Raw genomic sequence first — 20,911 nt, 5'->3', positions numbered from 1 at the left:
TTAGAGTAGTCGCCTTTGGGGGCGCGATGCCATCAGAGATGTCATTGCAGATGCCCTCCCTCTCGGGCGGCGATCAGTTAGACTTAAGCGCCACAGGATCCCACACCATGCCGCGCCCCATATCCGCCACCGTCTCCGTCTCCGCGCTTGCGCACAATCTAGCCACCGTGCGCCACCATCTTGAACAGACCGCCGCCGCCGCGGGCGGGTTGCCGCCGTCCATCTGGGCAGTCATCAAGGCCAATGCCTACGGCCATGGCATCGAGCAGGCAGTGACGGGGTTTTCCAAGGCGCAGGGCCTGGCCATGCTGGACCTGGACGAGGCCGTGCGCTGCCGCGAGGCCGGTTGGGGCGGCCCGATCCTGCTGCTGGAAGGGTTCTTCAAACCCGCCGACCTGGATCTGGTCGACCGCTATCACCTGAGCACCACGGTACACAATCGCGAGCAGCTGGACATGCTGTCGCGCGCCCGTTTCACCCGGCGCGTGGATGTCATGCTCAAGCTCAACAGCGGCATGAACCGCCTGGGTTTCAGCCCGGCTTCCTACCCCGCTGCCCATGAACGCGCCATGTTGCTACAGCAGCAGGGCACGCTGGGGTCGGTGGGCAAGATGACGCACTTTGCCTGCGCCGACGGCCCCCAGGGCGTGAGCGAGCAGCTGGCCCTGTTTAATTCGGTGACGCATAAGATGCCCGGCACCATCAGCGTCTGCAACTCGGCCGCCACGCTGCGCTTTGCCGACATCGCCGTTAGCTCGCCCACGCAGACCCATTGGGTGCGCCCGGGCATCTGCCTGTACGGCGCGTCGCCGTTCGCGGATGCCGAAGCCGCATCCTTCGGCCTGAAGCCGGCCATGACGCTGGCCTCTGAAATCATCGCCGTGCAGGAACTGAAGGCGGGCGATTCCGTGGGCTACGGTGCGATTTTCCGCGCCGAACGCGCCATGCGGATCGGCATCGTCGCCTGCGGCTACGCCGACGGCTACCCGCGCCACGCCACCACCGGCACGCCCGTGGTCGTGGCGGGCATCCGTACGCAATTGGTCGGCCGCGTGTCGATGGACATGCTGATCGTCGACCTGGACCCGATTCCCGCCGCCGGTGTCGGCGCGCCCGTCGTGTTGTGGGGCGAAGACGGCCCCTCGGTGGACGAAGTGGCACAGGCCGCCGGCACCATCGGCTACGAATTGCTCTGCGCCCTGGCGCCACGCGTGCCGGTCAGCCGCGACGCCTGAGCGTATCGCCGCCCGACCTGGCCGATTTTGGCCGGGTGTCCGGTGGGCAGAAATTGCTACGCAATTTACAAGACAGCCATCCCCGGATGGTGTCTACTTGGAACACCGGGCGCCCACGCGCCCGTTTTTGACCCAGCAATCTGACGACGAGGTTTCAATCCATGAAGGACAAATGTGTGCTCATTACGGGCGCCACCAAGGGCATAGGCTGGGCGCTGACGCAGCGTCTGTCCGACATGGGCTGTCATGTGGTAGGCATTGCGCGCAACACCACCGACGTGGACTTTCCCGGCTATCTGTATGCCTGTGACCTGGCTGACGCCGGCCGCACCGAGGAAGTGCTGCGCGAAATCCGCGAGAAGTTTCCCGTGGACGCCGTGGTCAACAACGTGGGCATTGCGTCGCCGCAGCCGCTGGGCGAAATCGACCTGGCCACGCTGTACAACGTGCTGGACCTGAATGTGCGCGTGGCGGTGCAGGTCACCCAGGCGTTCATCGAATCCATGAAGGTGCGCCGCGCCGGCCGCATCGTCAACGTGGTCAGCCGCGCCATCCATGGCGGGTTGGACCGTACGGCGTACTCGGCCGCCAAGAGCGCACTGGTGGGCTGCACCCGCACGTGGGCCCTTGAACTGGCCGAATACGGCGTGACCGCCAACGCGGTCGCGCCCGGCCCGATTGAAACGGAAATGTTCCGCGCCACCCGCCCGGCAGGTAGCGATGGCGAAAAGCGCGCGCTGGCCTCCGTGCCCATGAAGCGCCTGGGCACGCCGGCCGAAGTGGCGGCCGCCATTGCCTTCCTGCTGTCGGACGACGCGGGGTTCATTACCGGCCAGGTGCTGGGCGTGGACGGCGGCGGCAGCGTGGCCGGCCGATCCTGATCACGGTCAGGCCCAAACAAAAAGCGCACCGGAATTAGTCGGTGCGCTTTTTTTCTGCCCGTTTGATGCGTCGCGGATTCAGTAGGGGCCTTTGCCCGCCGCCACCGGCCGCACGTCCTTGAATTCGCCGGCCAGGTTTTCCGCCGCGCGCGCCAGCAACACGGCATCCACGCCGACTGCCACGAAGGTCGCGCCCAACGACAGGTAGTGCTTGGCCTGCGCCACGCCGCTGTGCAGGATGCCCGCGGCCTTGCCAGACCGCACGATGCGCGCAATGGCCTGGTCGATGGTTGCCAGCACCTCGGGGTGATCCGGCTGCCCCAAAAAGCCCATGCCCGCGGACAAATCGGCCGGGCCGATGAAGGCCCCGTCCACGCCATCCACCGCCAGGATGTCGTCCAGCGCGTCGATGCCGGCCGGCGTTTCAATCTGCACCAGCACGCACATCTGATCGTTGGCGCGTTCCAGGTAGTTGGGGATGCGGTTCCAGCGCGACGATCGCGCCAGCGCGCTGCCCACGCCCCGGATGCCGGCCGGCGGATAGCGCACCGCCGCCACGGCCGCGCGCGCTTCGTCGGCGGACTGGATCATCGGCACCAGCAAGGTCTGCGCGCCGGTGTCCAGGATCTGCTTGATCTGCACCGGGTCGTTCCACGCCGGGCGCACCACGGGCGCCACCGGATAGGCGGCCACGGATTGCAATTGCGACAAGGTGGTCTGCAAGGTGTTCGGCGCATGTTCGCCGTCGATCAGCAGCCAGTCGAAGCCGGCCCCCGCAATGATTTCAGATGTGTAGGCGCTGGCCAGGCCAGCCCACAGGCCGATCTGGGGTTGGCGGTCGCGCAAGGCTTGCTTGAAGGTATTGGTCAGGATGTCCATGGACGGCGTGCCGTGTTAGTTGAAATGACAGTTGACGGAACCCAGCGCCCCGTAATCGACGTGGAAGGTGTCGCCCGGCCGGGCGGCAACGGGGCGGGTGAAGGAACCCGACAGAATGATCTCGCCCGCTTCAAGCGCCACGTCGTGGGCGGCCAGCTTGTTAGCCAGCCATACTACGCCATTGGCCGGGTGATTCAAGACGCCCGCCGCAACGCCGGTTTCTTCGATCACGGCGTTGCGCGACAAAATCGCGCCGACCCAGCGCAGGTCGAAATCGCCCATCTTTATAGGCCGCCCGCCCATCACCACGCCTGCGTTCGCCGCATTGTCGGCGATGGTGTCGAATACCTTGCGCGGCCGCTTGGTATCGGGGTCGATGCCGTGCGAGCGCGCGTCGATGATCTCCAGCGCGGGGATCACGTAGTCCACCGCGTCATACACCTGGAACAGCGTCACGCGCGGGCCTTGCAGCCGCTTGCCCAGCACGAAGGCCAGCTCGACTTCCAGACGCGGCAGGATGAAGCGGCCGGCGGGAATGGTGCCGCCGTCCTCGAAGAACATGTCGTCCAGCAGCATGCCGAAATCGGGCTCGTCGATCTGCGATGACTGCTGCATCGCGCGGGACGTGAGACCGATCTTGTGACCGCGCCGGGTGCGGCCTTCGGCCAGCTTGATGTCCATCCAGGCGCGCTGGACGGCGTAGGCGTCGGCGATATCGATGTCGGGATGGTCCAGCGAAATCTGGCGGATCTGCGTCCGCGTGCGTTCTGCTTCATGCAGGCGCGCGGCGATGCTGCGTACGGTTTGGGTGTCTAGCATGGAAGGTCCGGATTAGGGTTAAGACGGGAAGGGCGCCAGCGTGTTGACCAGCCTTCCGACGCCTTCGATTTCCGTCACGACCACGTCGCCGGGCATGACGTTGACGATGCCGTCCGGCGTGCCGGTCAGGATCAGGTCGCCGGGGGACAAGGTCATGAAACTGCTGAAATATTCAATCAGCGCGGGCACGTCGAACACCATGTCGCGCGTGTTGCCAAGCTGGGTCTGAACGCCGTTGACCGTGGTGCGCAGCGTCAGGTTCATGGGGTCGGGCACATCGTCGCGGTCCACCAGCCAGGGGCCCAGCGGCGTGCAGGTATCGCGGTTTTTCACGCGCAGGTTGGGGCGATACCAATTTTCAAGGTAGTCGCGCAGCGCATAGTCGTTGGCCACCGTGTAGCCCGCGACATAGTCGTACGCCTGCCCGCGCGTGACGTTGCGCGCCGTCTTGCCGATGACCACGGCCAGCTCGCACTCGTAGTGCATGAAGGCCACGTCGGCCGGGCGCAGCGTGTGCGCGCGATGGCCCACGAACGTGTTGGCGGCTTTCAGAAAACCCAGCGGCTCGTCGGGCGCCTTGAACGCCAGTTCCTTGGCGTGATCCGCGTAATTGATGGCCAGTGTGAAGGTGGTGCGCGGTTCGATGGGCGGCAACCATGTCACCGCGTCTTCGGCCAGGACGCGCCCGTCCGGCAGCCGTACGCTGCCCGGCGCGCCGTCGGCTTCGGTGACGGAGTGGATGACGCCTTCGTAAGCGATGCGTGCGTGTTTCATGGTGATGTCCTCAGGTTGCGGCCAACGTGTTGCCCAGCGTGCCGACCTGCGCGATGCGGATGTCATAGCGTTGCCCCGCGCGCACGCGTGGCGTATCGTGCGGCGTACCCACCAGCAGGATGTCGCCGGCGTCAAAGCTCATGAATTCGGTCACATCGGCGATCAGCCGCGCAACGGGGCGGAACAGGTCGGCCGTGCTGGCGCGCTGCCTGACGACGCCGTCCACCAGCACTTCGATGTCCAACGCATCCGGATTGATTGCCGGCGATACCGGCGCCAGCGTGTCGCCGATGGGGCAGAACCCATCGCGGCACTGTTGTTTGAGGGCGGGCCGGAAATAGCTGTCGTGCGGCACGCAAAGGTCCGCCACCACGCGATAGCCCGCCACGTAGTCCAGCGCATCCGCCTGGCTGACACGGCTGGCGCGGCGCGCGAACACCACGCCCAGGCAGGCGCCTACCTGCACCTCTTGCACATCGGCGGGCAGCGTGATGGTGTCGCCGTCGAGCGCATAGGTGTTGGCGGGCTTGATGTACAGCACGGGTGCGCGCGGGGCGGCCTTGTAGGGCGGCGCGTTGACGGCGTCGCCCAATGCGTCAAGCGACTGGCGCGTGTTGAGCGCCACGCCGACCACGGTGCGCGGCGGCTGCGCCAAGGCCGCGCTGGCCGCTTCGGCGCGCTGCGCAAGATAGTGGCGGTAGTTGTTGTGCTTGTAGTTCAGCACCGGGTCCGCTTCTTCGATCTGCATCGAAATGCCCAAGGGCCGCATCGCCAGGTGCGGCGCCAGCGCGGTGTTCAGCGCCAGGAACACCCGCTCGCCCAACGCGGCCTTTTGCGCGTCGGTGCGGCCGTGGCCGATGCGCAGCACCACGTGCACGAACGCGTTGTCGGGGTGGCCGTCCACGATCAGGCAGTCGTCCACACGCAGTGCCCGGGTGCGGGCGCCTGCCAGCGGAAACAAGCTGCCGTCGCCGACGGCGGCGCCTTGCACCGCGCGCATCAGCGCACGGGTATCCAGGGCAAGGTTGCCTGAATACTCGATCCAGATATGGGGCATGGTGTCTCCGCCAAAATAGTTAGCATGTTAATTAGAATAGCGGGAAAGCGGATCGACGGCAATGCGCCAGACGCGCGATGCGACCCGGGAATCCCGCCGTTGACAGCGCCATCCCGGCAGCATAAAGTTAACGTGTTAATTAAATGGGGCGACGCATTGCGCCGCGATAAGAACGAGGAGCCGCACGTGAGCATCAAGCATTGGATCAACGGCCAGCAGGTCGATAGCGCTGACCGCTTCGTCACCTACAACCCCGCCACGGGCGAGGCCATTGCCGAAGTGGCGGCGGGCGGGCAGAAAGAAATCGACGCGGCCGTGGCGGCGGCGGCGGACGCGTTTCCCAAGTGGGCCAGCACGCCCGCCAAGGAGCGCGCGCGGTTGATGCGCCGCCTGGGCGAACTTATCGACGCCAACGTACCGCACCTGGCCGAACTGGAAACGCAGGACACGGGCCTGCCCATTTCGCAAACGCGCAAACAGCTGATTCCGCGCGCGTCCGAGAACTTCAATTTCTTTGCCGAAGTCTGCACCCGCATGAACGGCCACACCTATCCGGTGGACGATCAAATGCTGAACTACACGCTGTATCAGCCGGTGGGCGTGTGCGCGCTGGTGTCACCGTGGAACGTGCCTTTCATGACGGCCACGTGGAAGACGGCGCCGTGCCTGGCGCTGGGCAATACCGCCGTGTTGAAGATGTCTGAATTGTCCCCGCTGACCGCCGACCAATTGGGCCGGCTGGCGCTTGAAGCCGGCATTCCCGCCGGCGTGCTGAACGTGGTGCAGGGCTATGGCGCGGACGCGGGCGATGCGCTGGTGCGGCACCCGGGCGTGCGCGCCATCTCGTTCACCGGCGGCACGGTCACCGGCAAGAAAATCATGGCCAACGCGGGCGGCATCAAGAAATATTCGATGGAGCTGGGCGGCAAATCGCCCGTGCTGATTTTTGACGACGCTGATGTCGACCGCGCGCTGGACGCGGCGCTCTTCACGATTTTTTCGCTGAACGGCGAACGCTGCACCGCGGGTTCGCGCATCTTCGTGCAGCAATCCATCTACGACGATTTCGTGCGAAAGTTCGCCGCGCGCGCCCAGCGCCTGGTGGTCGGCGACCCTGCTGATGAGGCCACCCACGTGGGCGCGATGATCACGCGTCAGCATTGGGAAAAGGTTACCGGCTACATTCAGCTGGCCGAACAGGAAGGGGCGCGTATCCTGGCGGGCGGCGCGGGCAAGCCGGAAGGGTTGCCCGCCCATCTGGCGCGCGGCAATTTCGTGCGGCCCACGGTGCTGGCCGACGTGGACAACCGCATGCGTTGCGCGCAGGAAGAAATTTTCGGGCCGGTCGCCTGCCTGATCCCGTTCAAGGACGAAGCCCACGGGCTGGCGCTGGCCAACGATGTCAAATACGGCCTGGCCTCGTACATCTGGACGAGCGACATCGGCCGCGCGCACCGCTTGGCGCGCGGCATCGAAGCAGGCATGGTGTTCATCAACAGCCAAAACGTACGCGATCTGCGCCAGCCGTTCGGCGGCACCAAGGAATCCGGCACGGGACGCGAAGGCGGGGAATACAGCTACGAGGTGTTCGCCGAAATCAAGAACGTGTGCGTGTCGATGGGCAGCCACCACATCCCCAGATGGGGCGTGTGAATGCAACAAGGAGACAACCATCATGGGTAAGCTTGCACTGGCCGCCAAGGTGACCCACGTGCCGTCGATGTACTTGTCGGAGCTTCCCGGCAAGCATCACGGTTGCCGCGAAGCCGCCATCGAGGGCCACCGCATCATCGGCCAACGCTGCCGCGAGCTGGACGTGGACACGATCGTGGTGCTGGACGTGCATTGGCTGGTGAACGCGGGGTATCACGTCAACGCCAACCGCGCCTTCAAGGGCTGCTACACCAGCAACGAACTGCCGCATTTCATCAAGGACATGCACTACGCGTACGACGGCAACCCCGACCTGGGTCGCCGCATCGCCGAAAGCGCCAACGCGGCGGGCGTGGGCACGCGCAGCCACGAAATCGACAGCCTGGAACTGGAATACGGCACGCTGGTGCCCATGCGCTACATGAACGCCGATGGCCGCTTCAAGGTGGTGTCGGTAGCGGCATGGTGCGCCTGGCACGGCCTGGACGAAAGCCGGCGCTTCGGCGCGGCGTTGGGCCAAGCCATCCAGGCCAGCGACAGCCGCGTTGCCGTGTTGGCCAGCGGGTCGTTGTCGCATCGCTTTAACGACAACAACAGCCCCGAAGCCGCGATGCACCAGATCAGCCGCGAATTTTTCAAGCAGGTGGACTTGCGCGTCGTCGATCTATGGCGCCAGGGCGACTGGAAGACGTTTTGCGCCATGCTGCCCGAATACGCCGATTTGTGCGTGGGCGAGGGCGGCATGCACGACACCGCCATGCTGCTGGGCCTGCTGGGGTGGGACGGCTACGACAGGCCGGTGGAAATCGTCACTGACTACTTCACCAGTTCGGGCACGGGGCAGATCAACGCGATCTTTCCGGTGCCGGACTAAGTTCCGGCAGGTGGCGGGCCGATGCTGCTACGCGTCGGCCGTTTCCTTGGCGTCGGCCGGGGGCGGGTCACGGCGTATCAGCTCGACCATTGTGTCCACGTCCTGATACAGGCGGTCGAGCAATTCCTTGCCGATCTTGGCCTCGATTTCCTGATACTTCGCGTCCACCTGCGGGCGCATGCGGTCGATCAGCTTGTGGCTTTTGGGCGTCAGGGATATTTCCTGGCGACGCTGGTCCGCGCTGGAGCGGGCGCGCTTGATCAGGCCCTGTTCTTCCATGCCGGCCAGCATCCGGGTCAGGCTGGGGCTGAGGATCTGGCAACTGCGCGCAATCTGGTTGGGCTCCATCGCGCCCGTTTCGCTAAGGGTGCGCAACACCCGCCATTGTTGTTCGGTGACGCCGGCCGCGTGCAGCACGGGGCGGAAATGCGCCATCAGGGTTTCGCGCGCGTATAGCAGCAGGTGGGGAAGATTGCGGTGGTGGAAGCTGGGACTCATGGCGGCTATGTTAGCAAGAAGCCGCCCATTTTTTGACCACAAATTTTGATGCGTCATGCGCGCAACACCGCCGCCGGCGGCGCCTGATGGGCGCGGCGGGCGGCGGTGCGGGCAAGCAGTGCGGCGTCGCTATGCCCTGCCGTCAGGCGGGATTCTGCTGCGCCAATTCCTGCAAGTCGTCGGGCAAGGTCAGGTCGGGCGCGCCTTGTTGCAGTTCGTGCAAGGCCTGCACGGCATCGGCTTGCTGGTCGTCTTGCACCAACTGCCGGATGTGCGCCACGCGGGCTTCGATATCGGCTTCGCTGAACGCCACGACCTCGGTGGCGGTGGCGTCGCCTTCCTGTGCAACGCCCGCGGGGGCGGCTTGCGGTTGCGGTTCGGCGGTCGCTGCCGGTAGCGGCGGGACAGCGGCAGGTTCGTTTTGGGGGGCAGAGACGCGTTGGGCCACAGTGGCCGACTTGCCCACCAGTGCTTCCGTCAATGCAATGGGGGCGGGGTTGCGGTCGGTGCTGCTGTCATGGGAGGCGGTCAGCGGCGAATTCTGCTCGTGCATGTCCGCGGCTTCGCGCATGTCCGTCCAGGCGAACAAGCCGGCGACCATGGCGGCGCAGGCGGCGGCTGCCCAGCCGGGGTGCCAGCTGTGGCCGGGGTGCCAGGCACGACGTACCGCCGCGTCCAGTTCGGGACTGCTGCCGGGGCCGGGCTTGCGGTACAGGGCGCGCAGATCCCGTTCGTCGTCTTCGTCGAAGGGGGGCCGATAGGTAATGCTCATGCGCGTACTCCTCGCGACGGCGTCTGGTGGCAAGACGCCTACGCGTTTGACCTTGCTGGGCGCCGCGCCGGTGGTCCGGCGGTCTCGTCGTGGCTAGGGTCGTGTTCCGGTTTATGCGGCCAGGGCCGCAGGGCGAATGCGCCGCGATTCCCGTTGCCGCGCCCTGAGGGGCGTTCGGCGCCGGGTATGCCGCCCTGGGCTGGGCGGTTCGACAATGCGCTGCACTGGACGATTATGCGCGATTTGCGCGATTCCGGGCGGGGTTTTCTTGCACGGTGGCGATGTTATTTTGGCCCGGCCCTGTTATTGAAAGCGGATTGAAATCTTGCGCTTGCCGGTACACTTTCGCGCATGGCCAAATCCCGAACCGTATATGTGTGCGCCGACTGCGGCGGCACCACCCCGAAGTGGCAGGGTAAATGCCCGCATTGCAACGCCTGGAACACGCTGGAAGAAACCGTCGAGTCCTCGACGCCCGCCGCCGCCGCGCACCGTTACGCGCCGCTGGCCTCTGCCAGCCCGGTGCGCAGCCTGTCTGAAATCGAAGCCCGCGAAACACCACGCCAGCCCACCGGGCTGGACGAATTCGACCGCGTCCTGGGCGGCGGCCTGGTCGCCGGCGCCGTGGTGCTGATCGGCGGCGATCCGGGGATCGGCAAATCCACGCTGTTGTTGCAGGCGCTGGCCTCGCTGTCCGAAACCACCAACGTGCTGTATGTGACGGGCGAGGAATCGGCCGAACAGGTCGCCTTGCGCGCACGCCGGCTGGACTTGCAGACGGGCAACGTGAACTTGCTGGCCGAGATCCGCCTGGAAGCGATCCAGGCCGCCGTGTCCGAACAAAAGCCTACCGTGGCCGTCATCGACTCCATCCAGACCCTGTACAGCGGCGAACTCAGCGCCGCGCCGGGGTCGGTGTCGCAGGTGCGCGAATGCGCGGCGCAATTGACGCGCCTGGCCAAGCAGACCGGCATCGCGATCGTCATGATCGGCCATGTCACCAAGGACGGCGCGCTGGCCGGCCCGCGCGTGCTGGAGCACATTGTGGACACCGTGCTGTATTTCGAAGGCGACACGCATTCCTCGTTCCGGCTGGTGCGCGCATTCAAGAACCGCTTTGGCGCCGTCAACGAGCTGGGCGTTTTTGCGATGACCGACCGTGGCCTGCGCGGCGTGGCCAACCCGTCCGCGCTGTTCCTGTCGCAGCACGAGCAGCAGGTGGCCGGGTCCTGCGTGATGGCCACGCAAGAGGGCACGCGCCCGCTGCTGGTTGAAATCCAGGCTTTGGTCGACAGTTCGCATTCGCCCAATCCGCGCCGCCTGACGGTGGGCCTTGAAGGCAACCGGCTGGCCATGTTGCTGGCGGTGATGCACCGGCACGCGGGTGTCACCACGTTTGACCAGGACGTGTTCGTCAACGCCGTGGGCGGCGTGCGCATCACCGAACCGGCCGCCGACTTGCCGGTGCTGCTGGCCATCATGTCTTCGTTGCGAGACAAGCCCTTGCCGCGCGGCCTGATCGCGTTCGGCGAAGTTGGTCTGGCCGGCGAGATCCGTCCCGCGCCGCGCGGCCAGGAACGCTTGCGCGAAGCCGCCAAGCTGGGTTTTTCAATTGCGCTGATCCCCAAGGCCAACGCACCGCGCCAACCCATTGAAGGGTTGGAGATCTGGGCGGTGGACCGGCTGGACGCCGCGTTGGACAAGTTGCGCTGACGCGCTGTTTTCCCCTTGCCGCGCAGGCAAGGGCTGTTGGAGCAAGACGTGAGTCTGTTAGTGATTGCCGCGTGCCTGGCCGCGGGTAGCCTGATTGGTTTCATGGGCGGCGTGCTGGGCATCGGGGGCGGGCTCATCGCCATTCCGGCGCTGGTGCTGTTGATGGGCATGTCGCAGCAGTTGGCGCAGGGCACCGCGCTGATCATGGTGCTGCCCGCCATCACCATGGCGGTGCGGAAATACAACCAGCAAACGCGCATCGACAAGCGCGTGGCGGCTGCCGGGGCGGCCGGCGCGGTGGTGTTCACGTGGGTGGGCGCGCGGCTGGCGCTGGGCATTGATTCCAGCGTGCTGCGTCGAAGCTTCGCCGTGTTCCTGTTCTTTATCGCGCTGTTCTACGTCTGGCAGACCTGGCGTGCGGGCCGCCTTGCCGCGCGCCGTGCAGCAGGGCAAGCGCCGTCCAAAGCGCAGTCCGACCACAAGCCGCAGTCCGACCAGAAGCCGCACTCCGACCACAGGCGTGCGCCGGTCTTCACCCCGCGCCGCGCCAGCGTGCTGGGTATGCTGTGCGGCACGTTGGGTGGCTTCTTCGGCGTGGGCGGTGCGGTGCTGGCCGTGCCCATCATCACCACGGTGTTCCGCTTGCCGCAGACGGTGGCGCAGGCCTTGGCCCTAAGCATGGTGATCCCCGGATCGACCATCGCGCTGATCACGTATGCATGGGCCGGCCAGGCGGACTGGACGGTGGGCGTGCCCTTGGCCATCGGCAGCCTGCTGTTCGTGCCGGTCGGTGTGCGCCTGGCCTACAAGCTGCCTGAACGCAAGCTGAGAGTCTGCTTTGCGTTGATGCTGTTCGCCACCGTGGCCTTGCTGGCGTTTGAGTCGTAGGCATAACCGTAGGCATAACTTCAAGCCATATCCTTAAGCCATATCCTCAAGCCATATTTCCAAGCGTTAGCAGCCGAAATTTTCTGGTTCCGCGTTGAACCTTCGCAGCCGGTGAACTTCAAACGGAGTACGGGGTAAGCGGCGATGTTGCCGCCCCGTGTCGGTTAGGCTTCGGCCTTGCACATTCAGGAGTTCATGTAATGACGACTCACTCCCGTATCGCTGCGTTCTTATCCACCTCGGCCTTGTGCCTCGGTCTTGCTGCTGCGCCTTCGGCGTTCGCGGCGGGCGCCGATGCCACGACCAAGGCGGGTGATACCAAGACCCACGCGCAGCATAAGCATCACAAGTCTGACAAAACGTCCGCCAAACCGGCGGCCGCGAAATCAGGCGCATCAAAGATGGACCATTCCGGCGCCACGACGCCGGCGAAGTAGGCAGGGGGCTGAAAAGCCCGATGTAGTTCCTTTGCAGGAAGACTACCGACCTCTTGGGGCCGGAAAGTCGAAAGCCTCTCGGTATGGGCACCGAGAGGCTTTTTCATTTTTGCTTTCTGTTTTTTGCTTTCTTTTTTGCTATCTGCTTGGCCGCGCCATCGCGCGGCCGCGTTCATTCCACCGGCGTAATCACGCGGCCCGTGTCGAAGTACGCCTTCAGGTTGTCCAGCATCAGGTTTTCCATGGCCAGGCGGGTCTCCAGCGTGGCGCTGCCGATGTGCGGCAGCACGACGGCGTTGTCGCTGGTCTTCAGCGCGTCCGGCACCTTGGGTTCGTGCTCGAACACGTCCAGCGCCGCGCAGCCCAGCTTGCCCGCTTCCAGTGCGGCCACCAGCGCGGCCTCGTCAATGACCGGCCCGCGCGCGATATTGACGATGATGCCCTTGGGACCCAACGCTTCCAGCACGGCCTGGTTGACCAGATGGCGCGTGCTGGGCCCGCCCACGGTGGCGACCACCAGGAAGTCCGCCCACGCGGCCAGGTCCACCAGCGATGCTTCGTAGCCGTACGCGATGTCGTCGCGCTTTCTGCGGTTGTGATAGCGCACGTCCATGTCGAAACCCGTGCCACGCTTGGCGATGGCTTCGCCGATGCGGCCCAGGCCCACGATGCCCAGCTTCTTGCCGCTGACGCGCTGGCCCAGCGGGATGCTGCCGTGCACCTGACCCCATTGGCCGGCGCGCACAAAGCGTTCGCCCTGGCCCATGCGGCGCGCACCCGCGATCAACAAGCCCCAGGCCAGATCCGCGACGCAGTCCGTCAGCACGTCCGGCGTGTTGCTGACCTGCACGCCACGTTTTTTGGCGGCGTCCACGTCGATGGTTTCATAGCCCACGCCCCAGCTGCAAATGGCTTTCAGGTCGGGCAGCGCGTTGATCAGTTCGGCGTCCGCGCCAAAGTTGGCCGACGTGACGACGGCAGCGATGCCCTTGCCATGTTCAGCCAAGGCCGCCTTGCGGTCGGGGAATTTCCATAGCTCCACGACGTCATAGCGCTCGGCTAGGTTCTTGTTGGCGGAAGGCGAGCCGGCCAGCGAGCCGACCTGGATGATGCGATGCTTGGTGGTCATGTTGTCGTACGGATGGGTGGCAAAACGGTCATGCTACTTGATTCGACCTTGAAAACCGCTGAGGGGATGCCCGTAGGCATCCCCTCGCGGTTGCCTGGCCCTGGCCCTGGTCCTGGCCTTGGCGCTGGCCTTGGCCTTGATCAGGCGTGGCGGCTTTTTCACTCCAGCTGGATGTTCGCCTTCTGGATGACGTCCTTCCAACGCTTGACCTCGCCTTGCTGGAAGGCGGTGAACTGCTGCGGAGTATTCGCCACGACTTCAAAGCCCAGGCCTTGCAGCGTCTGCTCGGTCTTCGGGTCGCGCAGCGCCGTCTGCAAAGCCTTGGACAACTGTTCAACGACTGCCGGCGGCGTGTTCTTGGGCACGGCAAAGCCTTGCCACGAATACACCACCATGTCCTTGATGCCGGCTTCGGCCAAGGTCGGCACGTTGGGCAGGTCGGTCGCTCGGGCATCGCCGGTGATGGCCAGCGCCTTGAGCTTGCCGGCCTTGATGTGGTTTTGCACCGCGCCCAGGTTCTGGAACGACACGTTCACCTGTCCGCCGATCAGGTCCGCGATGGCAGCGCCGCCGCCCTTGTAGGGCACGTCCACGCCCGTGCTGTCCGTGCGCTGGCGAAACAGCACCGCCGACAGGTGGTCGGACGACCCGGTGCCGGACGACGCGTACGACACGCTGCCCGGATTCTTCTTGGCATAGGCCACCAGTTCGGCCACCGTGCTGGCGGGAAAGTTGGGAGACGCGACCAGCACATTGGGGTTGCGCACCGCCTGCGTCAGGTAAGCAAAGTCCTTGCTGGGGTTGTAGGACAGGTTCTTGTACAGCGCCTCGTTGATGGCGAAGGTGCCGATCGAGCCCACCATCATCGTGTAGCCGTCGGGCGTGCTGCGGGCCAGCGCCTGTGCACCGATGGCGCTGTTGGCGCCGGGCTTGTTCTCGACCACGAAGGTCTGGCCCAGGATCTTGGTCAGCGCGGGCGTGACCGAGCGCGCGGTGATGTCGGACGAGCCGCCCGGCACGAAGGGCACGATCATGGTGACCGGCTTTTCCGGATAACCGGCGGCCTGCGCCGCGGGTCCGGCAAGTAGAACGGCGCCCGCCGCGGCAGCCGCGCAGAACAGTTTATTCATGTTGTCTCCTGGTTCGCGTGGTGATGAAAAGCCCGGCGCTCACGCGTTGCGCACGGGCCTGAATCTGCGTTGGTTCAGTCGACTTTCGCGCCCGAGGCTTTCACCACCTCGGCCCACTTGACGGTCTCTTGCGCCATGAACTGTTTGAACTGCGTAGGCGTGTTGCCCGACGGCGTGGCCCCTTGCGCCTGCAACTGCGCGCGCACCGGCTCTTGCTGCAAGGCCGCGGCCACGTCGCGCTGGATTTTTTCCACGATGGCGGGCGGCGTGCCGGCAGGCGCCAACAGGCCAAACCAGCTGGATGCCTCGTAGCCCTTCACGCCGGCTTCGGCCATCGTGGGCACGTCGGGCAGCGCGGGTGAGCGGGCCGCCGTGGTGACGGCCAGCGGGCGCAGCTTGCCGCCCTTGATGTAGCCCATGGACGAAGGCAGGTTGTCGAAGATCAGGTCGGCCGAACCGCCCATCACGTCGGTCAGCGCGGGGCTGCTGCCCTTGTAGGGCACGTGCGTCATGCGCGTGCCCGTCATTGTCTGGAACAGTTCGCCCGACAAGTGCGTGGACGTGCCGTTGCCGGTGGACGCCATGTTGACGCTGTCGGGATTGGCCTTCAGGTATTTGATCAGGTCCGCCACCGTGCGGATGCCATGCTTGTCCGCGAATTTGGGATTCAGTTCAAGAATGTTCGGCACCGGGATGACCAGCGTGACCGGTACGAAGTCCTTCACCGGGTCGTACGGCAGCTTGCTGTAGACGGACTGGTTGATGGCGTGCGTGCTGACGGTGCCCATCAGCAAGGTGTAGCCGTCGGCCGTGGCGCGCGCGGCTTCGGCCGTGCCCACGTTGCCGCCCGCGCCGGCCTTGTTGTCGACCACCACTGATTTGTTCCAGCTTTTGCCCAGTTCCGCAGCCACCACGCGCGCGGCGATGTCGGCGGTGCCGCCGGCAGGGAAGGGCACGATGATCTTCACGTCGCGTTCGGGATAGTCGGCGTGGGCCTGCGCGGCGGGCAAGGTCAAGGCGATGGCCGTGAGGCTGGCGGCAGCGAGCAGCCGGCGTCGCGCGAATAGGGCATGCATGGTGTTGTCTCCTCGGTGTGCGCGTGGCCGCGCATCGTTTGTGGGATGTTCTGGTGATGCCGTTTCACTTGTCAAACAAATATAGGTATTGAGAATATGCTTGTCAACCAAGTATACTTTTTTCACCTTACTTATCTGACAACTGGATCAGCCAGGAGCCCCGTCCATGAAAACTTCCCCGGTCACCGCGCAGGACTTGCAACGCTCGGTCATTGCCGTGCCGCCTCTGGCGCGCCACGACGATCTTTCGCTGAACGAAGCCGCCAACAAGGCCCTGCTTGGCCATCTGGAAGCAGGCGGCGTGCGCAACGTCATGTACGGCGGCAACGCCAATTTCTACAACGTGGGCGTCAGCGAATACGCGCGCATCGTGGACATGCTGGCCGGCCTGGCCGGCGCGGACACATGGATCCTGCCCTCGGTCGGCCCTGACTACGGCAAGATGATGGACCAGGCCGCCATCCTGCGTTCGCGCGCGTTTCCCACCGCCATGCTGTTGCCGATGTCGTTCCCGTACACGGACGCCGGCCTGGCCGACGGCGTGCGCCGCTTTACCGATGCGCTGGGCAAGCCGGCCGTGGTCTATATCAAGTCGGCCGACTACCTGGCCCCCGAGACCGCCGCGCGCTTGATCGAAGAAGGCCGCATCGCCGCGTTCAAGTACGCGGTGGTGCGCGATGAACCGGCCAAGGACGCGTACCTGTCGTCGATGCTGCAAGCGGTGGACGCGCGCTGGATCGTCAGCGGCATCGGCGAACGCCCCGCCATCGTGCACTATCGCGATTTCGGCTTGAAGAGCTTCACGTCGGGCTCGGTCTGCATCGCCCCGCGCGGGTCCATGCGCTTGCTGCATCTGCTGCGCGATGGCCGCTACGACGAAGCGGAATCCGTGCGCCAACATTATCTGGGCCTGGAAGACTGCCGCGACGGCATCAGCCCGATCCGCGTGCTGCACGACGCGGTGACCTTGTCCGGCGTGGCGAACATGGGCCCCATGTTGCCGCTGCTGACCGGCATTTCCAGCGCCGAACGCGAACGCGTGGCGCCCGTCGCGCGCGAGTTGGCGGCCTGGGACCGGGAAGCCGTGGCGGCCTGAACGTGAACGGCTCGGCCGCGCATCGCCCGTCTTGCCGCCGGTTGGCGGTACGATGGGCGCTGTCCGCGTAAAGGCGGGCAGGCCTTACGCATTCAGGAGGTTTCGTGGCCCGATCCAAAGCAACAACATCATCCGAACCGCAGGCGCCGGCCGAGGCCGAAACCGTCGGTTCCCATGTGCTTGAACGGGGACACCGGGTGCGGCTGGCGGACCAGGTCTACGGGCAAATCTTCGAACAAATCGTGTCGGGCGGGCTCAATGTCGGCGACAAGCTGCCGTCCGAAAACGAGATATCGGAACGCTTCGGGGTCTCGCGGCCGGTGGTGCGCGAAGCGCTGCTGCGGCTGCGCGCCGATGGCCTGATCACCGCGCATCAGGGGCTGGGCACCTTCGTCAGCCACCAGCCCGCGCCACGCCTGAAAACGTTCAACGATGTGCAGAACGTCAGCGCGTACCTGCGCGCACAAGAGGTGCGCGTGGCGCTGGAAGGCGATGCCGCGCGGTTGGCGGCGTTGCGCCGCACCGACGAACAGCTCAAGAAGATCACTGACGCGCACGCGGCCTTTGCGGACAGCCTGACGCATGGCCAGGTCTCGCCCGAGGCCGACCTGGCTTTCCACGCCAGCATCGCCGAAGCCAGCGGCAATGATTTTTATCTGGGCGTGCTGGAAAGCATCCACGAATCCATCAACGGTTTCATGCGCCTGACGTTGAGCCTGACCCGCACCGGCTCGCGCCAGCGCGCGCAGCGTGTCGTGGACGAGCACGCCACCATCCTGGACGCCATCCGCGAACAGGACAGCGAGCGCGCCCGCGTCGCCATGCAGTTTCACCTGGGGCAGGCGCGCCATCGGCTGGTGGACCGCGAACGCGACTGATCCATCCCGCGTGGCGCGCCGCCGCCCTTCACCACATCAAACGGAGACAACCCGTGCAAGGCAATGGAGCAACAGCGAGAAACGTGCCGGTAGAGCAGGTGCTTGAACAGATATTGCAGGTCTTGCAAGCGTGGGGCATGGACGAAGACCTGGCCCACACCACCGCCGGCCTGATGGCGGGGACGGATCTGCTGGGAATTGATTCGCATGGCATTTCGATGCTGCCTTCGTACGAGGAAAAGTGGCGTGCCGGGTCGTTGCGGCTGGATGCCCGCGCGCGCGTGGTGCGCGACAGCGGCGCCAGTGCACTGATCGACGGCATGGGCGGGCTGGGCTATCCGGTGGCGGCGCAGGCCATGCATCTGGCCGTGGACAAGGCGCTGGAACACGGGGTGGGCGCGGTGTCCGTCTGCAATTCGCATCACTTCGGCGCGGCCGGCGTTTACGCGCGCATCGCGGTGGAACGCGGCGTGGTCGGCCTGGTGACCAGCAGCGCCAACGGCATCATCATGGTGCCCACGCGCGGCGCCATGCCCATGCTGGGCACCAACCCCATTGCGTTCGGCGCCCCGGCCGCGCACAACGAGCCTTTCGTGCTGGACATGGCCACCACGACAGTGGCCGCGAACAAGGTCAAGGTGTATGACTTTTTGGGCAAGCCCTTGCCGCCCGGCTGGGCGGTGGACGGGCAGGGCGCGGCGGTGACCGATGCCGACGCGGCCATGCAGTACATCTTCAAGCAGCCCGAAGGCGGGCTGACTCCCTTGGGCGGCACACCCGCAATGAGCAGCCATAAGGGCTACGGCCTGGCCATGATGGCGCAGATTCTGGGCGGCACGCTTAGCGGCAGCGCGTTTGCCGCGCGCCGCGCGCCTACGCGCAAGGCCGGTGAACCGGATGACGTGGGCCACTTCTTCCTGGCGCTTAACCCCGATGCGTTCCGCGCGGCGGGCTCGTTCGAATCCGATATGGACGACATGATCGACGCGCTGCACGACACGCCGCCCGCCAATCCCGACGAACCCGTGCTGGTGGCGGGCGAGCCCGAAGCGGCCGAGCGCGCGCGTCGGTTGCGCGCGGGCATACCCATTTCGGCAGCCCTGGCCGAACGCCTGCGCGGCATCTGCGAGCGCGCGGGCACGCCCTATCTGCTGGACGATATCTGATCGCACGGCGCTTGTTGCACTGATTTTGTTGTACCCAAAACAGCAGACCCGGCCACCGGGCTCATTCCCCAAGAAAAACCATACGGAAGAGACAACCATGCAACAACCCAAACCTTCGGCGCGCAGACGCCTTGCCGTGCTCGCGGCGGCCACGCTTGGTGCCCTGACGCTATTGCCCGGGGCGGCCATGGCGCAGGCGGCCTGGCCCGCCAAGCCGGTCAAGCTGATCGTGCCTTTCCCGGCCGGCGGCAGCACCGATTCGGTCGGCCGACTGCTGGCCGCCGAGCTGTCCAAAGAGCTGGGCCAAAGCGTCATCGTCGAGAACAAGGGCGGCGCCAACGGCAACATCGGATCGGACGTCGTGGCCAAGGCAGAGCCTGACGGCTATACCTTGCTGCTATCGGGCGTGGGCTCCAACGCCATCAGCTACGCGGTCTACCAGAACATGCCGTATCGCAACAGCGACTTCGCGCATATCTCCTTGCTGGCCACCGGGCCCAATGTGCTGGTGGCCAACATGGAATTTCCCGGCAAGACGTTCGCCGATTTCATCAAGTTGGCGCGCGAAAATCCGGGAAAGTACACGCATGCGAGTTCGGGTAGCGGCTCGTCCGGCCATCTGGCCATGGAGATGCTCAAGCAAGACGCCAAGATTGATTTGGTGCACGTGCCCTACAAAGGCGGCGCGGCCGCGATTACCGACATGATCGGCGGGCGTGTGTCAGTGATGTTCTTGAATCAGGACACGCTGCTGCCGCAAGTCAGGTCGGGCAAGCTGCGCGCGTTGGCCGTGGCCAGTGCCAAGCGCAACCCCGCTTATCCCGACACGCCCACGGTGGCGGAATCGGGCTATCCCGGTTTTTCGGCTGAATCGTGGTTCGGCTTGTCGGCGCCCGCCAAGACACCGCCTGCCGTGATCCAGCGCTTGAACCAGGCGACGGTAAAGGCCCTGGCGTCGCCCGAGATCCGTCAAAAGCTCGAAAGCGTGGGCTTTGTGGTGGTGGGCGACGACCCGAAGTCGTTCTCGGCGTTTGTCGATAACGAAATCGCCAAATGGGGCAAGGCGGCCAAGGCATCGGGCGCGCGCATGGATTAATACGGGCGCGCGCATGGATTAATACGGGCGCGCCGGGTCATGGCCCGGCGCGTTGTTTCTGGTTTTTATTTTGCGACATTGGACGTGGCAATGAACTCACCTTTACCCAACCGTTTCCGCCAACGCATCCTGGCGCGCGAGCGGCTCATCGGCTTTTGGATGTGTATGTCCAGCCACATCACGGCAGAGCTCGTCGGCCTGGCGGATTTTGACTGGCTGCTGCTGGATGGCGAACATTCGCCCAACGAAGTGCCGATGTTCCTGCAGCAGCTACAGGCGTTGCAGGGCAGCGCCAGCGCGGCCGTCGGCCGTCCGTCGTGGAACGACCCGGTGCAGATCAAGCGCTTGCTGGATATCGGCTTCTACAACCTGCTGATCCCGTTCATTGAATCGGAAGCGGACGCGCGTCTGGCCGTGGCCGCCACCCGTTATCCGCCCGAGGGCATACGCGGGGTGGCCGGCGCGCAGCGCAGCAACCGTTACGGCACGGTGCCCGATTACCTGCAAACCATCAACGACAACATCTGCGTGCTGCTGCAAATTGAAAGCCGTCCGGGCATCGATGCGGTGGACGAGATTGCGGCGGTGGAAGGCGTGGACGGCGTGTTCATCGGCCCGTCGGACCTGGCGGCCGCGTTGGGCCACATCGGCAACCCGAGCCACCCCGAAGTGCAAGAGGTCATTCGGCATCTGCACGAACGCGTGTCGGCCCAGGGCAAGGCCGTCGGAATCCTGTCGCCGGTGCAGGCGGACGCGCGCCGCTATCTGGACATGGGCATGCACTTTGTAGCGGTGGGCACGGACCTGGGCGTGTTCAAGCAGGCCACGTTTGCCTTGCGGGAAACCTTTCCCAGCTGATT

Annotated in this window: 21 protein-coding genes; 12 read left to right on the top strand and 9 right to left on the bottom strand. The window is 65.2% G+C overall.

Annotation, left to right across the window (positions count from 1 at the left end):
* The first annotated feature begins 107 nt into the window (after positions 1-107).
* The gene (gene alr, locus AC0Z35_RS24805) at positions 108-1,235 is read left to right on the top strand and encodes an alanine racemase (protein WP_046804733.1); all 1,128 of its coding nucleotides are present in this window, start codon (positions 108-110) and stop codon (positions 1,233-1,235) included.
* A 161-nt stretch (positions 1,236-1,396) separates the two neighbouring features.
* Positions 1,397-2,116, top strand: a complete 720-nt coding sequence (locus AC0Z35_RS24800; protein ID WP_046804732.1) for an SDR family oxidoreductase — start codon at positions 1,397-1,399, stop codon at positions 2,114-2,116.
* 78 nt (positions 2,117-2,194) lie between these two features.
* Here the strand turns inward: AC0Z35_RS24800 and hpaI are convergent, their stop codons facing one another.
* Genes hpaI through AC0Z35_RS24780 form a run of 4 tightly spaced genes read right to left on the bottom strand, consistent with a single transcriptional unit; the run spans position 2,195 to position 5,645 of the window.
* Positions 2,195-2,995 carry a 4-hydroxy-2-oxoheptanedioate aldolase gene (hpaI, locus tag AC0Z35_RS24795; protein ID WP_046804731.1) on the bottom strand — a complete coding sequence of 267 codons (801 nt, stop codon included), beginning with the start codon at positions 2,993-2,995 and terminating at the stop codon, positions 2,195-2,197.
* A 15-nt stretch (positions 2,996-3,010) separates the two neighbouring features.
* Positions 3,011-3,814 (bottom strand): 2-oxo-hept-4-ene-1,7-dioate hydratase, encoded by an 804-nt coding sequence (hpaH, locus tag AC0Z35_RS24790; protein WP_046804730.1) that lies wholly within the window; start codon positions 3,812-3,814, stop codon positions 3,011-3,013.
* Positions 3,815-3,832: 18 nt separating this feature from the next.
* Complete coding sequence (locus AC0Z35_RS24785) at positions 3,833-4,588, bottom strand: fumarylacetoacetate hydrolase family protein (RefSeq protein WP_104144404.1); 756 nt, start codon at positions 4,586-4,588, stop codon at positions 3,833-3,835.
* 10 nt (positions 4,589-4,598) lie between these two features.
* On the bottom strand, positions 4,599-5,645 hold the full coding sequence (locus AC0Z35_RS24780; protein ID WP_485132760.1) for a fumarylacetoacetate hydrolase family protein: 1,047 nt from the start codon (positions 5,643-5,645) through the stop codon (positions 4,599-4,601).
* Positions 5,646-5,831: 186 nt separating this feature from the next.
* Here AC0Z35_RS24780 and hpaE point away from each other — a divergent pair, with 186 nt between their 5' ends.
* Positions 5,832-7,298: a 5-carboxymethyl-2-hydroxymuconate semialdehyde dehydrogenase gene (gene hpaE / locus AC0Z35_RS24775; RefSeq protein WP_485132761.1), complete on the top strand. Its 1,467-nt coding sequence runs from the start codon at positions 5,832-5,834 to the stop codon at positions 7,296-7,298.
* A 22-nt stretch (positions 7,299-7,320) separates the two neighbouring features.
* Positions 7,321-8,172 (top strand): 3,4-dihydroxyphenylacetate 2,3-dioxygenase, encoded by an 852-nt coding sequence (gene hpaD / locus AC0Z35_RS24770; protein WP_046804726.1) that lies wholly within the window; start codon positions 7,321-7,323, stop codon positions 8,170-8,172.
* A 27-nt stretch (positions 8,173-8,199) separates the two neighbouring features.
* Here hpaD and hpaR read toward each other — a convergent pair whose 3' ends face one another.
* A complete protein-coding gene (gene hpaR, locus AC0Z35_RS24765; RefSeq protein ID WP_104144408.1) occupies positions 8,200-8,670 on the bottom strand; it encodes a homoprotocatechuate degradation operon regulator HpaR in 471 nt (156 codons plus the stop codon).
* Between the two features lie 142 nt (positions 8,671-8,812).
* Positions 8,813-9,442, bottom strand: coding sequence for a hypothetical protein (locus tag AC0Z35_RS24760; protein ID WP_319305386.1), 630 nt, complete (start codon positions 9,440-9,442; stop codon positions 8,813-8,815).
* 351 nt (positions 9,443-9,793) lie between these two features.
* On the opposite strand from AC0Z35_RS24760, the gene radA reads away from it, so the two are divergent.
* From radA to AC0Z35_RS24745, 3 genes are all read left to right on the top strand, one after another.
* Entirely contained in the window at positions 9,794-11,155 is a 1,362-nt protein-coding gene (gene radA, locus AC0Z35_RS24755) for a DNA repair protein RadA (RefSeq protein WP_046804723.1), read from the top strand.
* 48 nt (positions 11,156-11,203) lie between these two features.
* Positions 11,204-12,043, top strand: a complete 840-nt coding sequence (locus AC0Z35_RS24750; protein ID WP_485132762.1) for a sulfite exporter TauE/SafE family protein — start codon at positions 11,204-11,206, stop codon at positions 12,041-12,043.
* A 200-nt stretch (positions 12,044-12,243) separates the two neighbouring features.
* Positions 12,244-12,480 carry a hypothetical protein gene (locus tag AC0Z35_RS24745; protein ID WP_046804722.1) on the top strand — a complete coding sequence of 79 codons (237 nt, stop codon included), beginning with the start codon at positions 12,244-12,246 and terminating at the stop codon, positions 12,478-12,480.
* A 172-nt stretch (positions 12,481-12,652) separates the two neighbouring features.
* Here AC0Z35_RS24745 and AC0Z35_RS24740 read toward each other — a convergent pair whose 3' ends face one another.
* The 3 genes from AC0Z35_RS24740 to AC0Z35_RS24730 form a co-directional block, all read right to left on the bottom strand.
* Entirely contained in the window at positions 12,653-13,609 is a 957-nt protein-coding gene (locus tag AC0Z35_RS24740; RefSeq protein WP_485132763.1) for a 2-hydroxyacid dehydrogenase, read from the bottom strand.
* Positions 13,610-13,767: 158 nt separating this feature from the next.
* A complete protein-coding gene (locus AC0Z35_RS24735; RefSeq protein WP_104144410.1) occupies positions 13,768-14,739 on the bottom strand; it encodes a Bug family tripartite tricarboxylate transporter substrate binding protein in 972 nt (323 codons plus the stop codon).
* 74 nt (positions 14,740-14,813) lie between these two features.
* On the bottom strand, positions 14,814-15,815 hold the full coding sequence (locus AC0Z35_RS24730) for a Bug family tripartite tricarboxylate transporter substrate binding protein (protein ID WP_046804719.1): 1,002 nt from the start codon (positions 15,813-15,815) through the stop codon (positions 14,814-14,816).
* A gap of 166 nt (positions 15,816-15,981) precedes the next feature.
* Here AC0Z35_RS24730 and AC0Z35_RS24725 point away from each other — a divergent pair, with 166 nt between their 5' ends.
* From AC0Z35_RS24725 to garL, 5 genes are all read left to right on the top strand, one after another.
* Positions 15,982-16,911 carry a dihydrodipicolinate synthase family protein gene (locus tag AC0Z35_RS24725; protein ID WP_046804718.1) on the top strand — a complete coding sequence of 310 codons (930 nt, stop codon included), beginning with the start codon at positions 15,982-15,984 and terminating at the stop codon, positions 16,909-16,911.
* 104 nt (positions 16,912-17,015) lie between these two features.
* Positions 17,016-17,789: a FadR/GntR family transcriptional regulator gene (locus tag AC0Z35_RS24720; RefSeq protein WP_485132764.1), complete on the top strand. Its 774-nt coding sequence runs from the start codon at positions 17,016-17,018 to the stop codon at positions 17,787-17,789.
* A 53-nt stretch (positions 17,790-17,842) separates the two neighbouring features.
* Complete coding sequence (locus AC0Z35_RS24715; RefSeq protein ID WP_485132765.1) at positions 17,843-18,955, top strand: Ldh family oxidoreductase; 1,113 nt, start codon at positions 17,843-17,845, stop codon at positions 18,953-18,955.
* Positions 18,956-19,052: 97 nt separating this feature from the next.
* Positions 19,053-20,051 (top strand): Bug family tripartite tricarboxylate transporter substrate binding protein, encoded by a 999-nt coding sequence (locus AC0Z35_RS24710; protein ID WP_162941234.1) that lies wholly within the window; start codon positions 19,053-19,055, stop codon positions 20,049-20,051.
* 90 nt (positions 20,052-20,141) lie between these two features.
* Positions 20,142-20,909: a 2-dehydro-3-deoxyglucarate aldolase gene (gene garL / locus AC0Z35_RS24705; RefSeq protein ID WP_485132766.1), complete on the top strand. Its 768-nt coding sequence runs from the start codon at positions 20,142-20,144 to the stop codon at positions 20,907-20,909.
* The last annotated feature ends 2 nt before the right edge of the window (positions 20,910-20,911 follow it).

The sequence above is a fragment of the Achromobacter sp. 1L-A-4-B-C2 genome (genome assembly GCF_057291955.1).
Note: the sequence above shows the minus strand (reverse complement) of the source record. Positions and strands in the feature narration are given on the sequence as shown.